Origin of the sequence: Bacillus sp. JJ634 (assembly GCF_036962285.1) — a bacterium.
GTDB classification, from domain to species: domain Bacteria; phylum Bacillota; class Bacilli; order Bacillales; family DSM-1321; genus Peribacillus; species Peribacillus asahii_A.
Map to the genome: position 1 here is coordinate 1 of NZ_JBALMU010000234.1, position 1,053 is coordinate 1,053.

The window sequence follows — 1,053 nt, forward strand, 5'->3', positions numbered from 1 at the left end:
AAATAATTCAGCATATAATTCTTCATTTTTATTAGTACCACTATACAAGTAATCATTAGTCATTAATGAAAGGTAATATAGCTGAATAGTATTTAATTCGGAATCCTGTAAGTGGTTTATTTGATCTATATTTCCGTAAGCCAACAACCATTTCCACATATGTAAGATACTTTGTGCTGAAAAAGCAACCGTATTTTCAATTTTATTAATCTTATTTTTTAATTCCTGATAGACTTTTTGAGAAACCCACTCTGGAGGTGGATTCTTTTTAAAAGTATCATTTAATAAATTAAAATATAATTCTTTAAAGTTATTTTTAAAGTGTCCTTCATTGTAGACTTCTGTGGAGATTTGAGAAAGGGATATAAAAGAAGTCAGTAAGGGTAATTGTTGAATTATTTCTAGTATTTCATCTACAGATTTTTTTTCTCCGAAAGTGTCTGAATGACTTGCAAGTATGCCTATATGTCCTAACATTAAACTACCCCCAAATTTACAGATTACGGTATGATAAATATACTGTAAAATTTACCACATATTTCGCTTATAATGGTAAGATATTTATGCTATTTATAACAGATCGTATAAACTAAAAAGAGTCCATTTATAAATTCATAGGAAGGGTATGAGATGTGTTGCCAGAAGAAACTTCAATAAAGATAGTTACAGATTTAGTAAAGAATGCTTCAGAACTAGGGAATAAACTTGATAAATGGATAACATCTTACAATGATTACCTAGATACAGTAGGGAGTGCCGTTTTGCCATTAAAATTAACTTTGTCGGCACTAAGCTTGGCGAAAAGACAAAAATTTAAACGTTTTTTAATAAAATTTACAACGGTGGTAGAGGAAAATTCTGTAACGGATGCTTATATAAATAAATTAGAAAAATATCTTCAAAAAGAAGCTAACTTAGAATATATAGCTGAAATTATTGATTCATCTATAGAATCAAAATCATCTAGATGTTCTGCTACTATGGGTTATTATGCGGGAATGCTTTTAAAGGAATTTCGTGAGATTCAGTATAAAGATATGGTAATACTAAATG

General features: G+C 28.8%; 2 protein-coding genes. One reads left to right on the plus strand and one right to left on the minus strand.

All coding sequences use genetic code 11. The features are described 5' to 3' along the window. On the minus strand, positions 1–477 hold a 477-nt coding region (locus tag V7068_RS22440), incomplete at its 3' end, for a hypothetical protein (protein WP_499714635.1). Between the two features lie 155 nt (positions 478–632). Between V7068_RS22440 and V7068_RS22445 the strand changes: the two genes are divergently transcribed. After that, positions 633–1,053 (plus strand): hypothetical protein (locus tag V7068_RS22445; protein WP_499714636.1); only part of this gene is annotated, 421 nt, incomplete at its 3' end.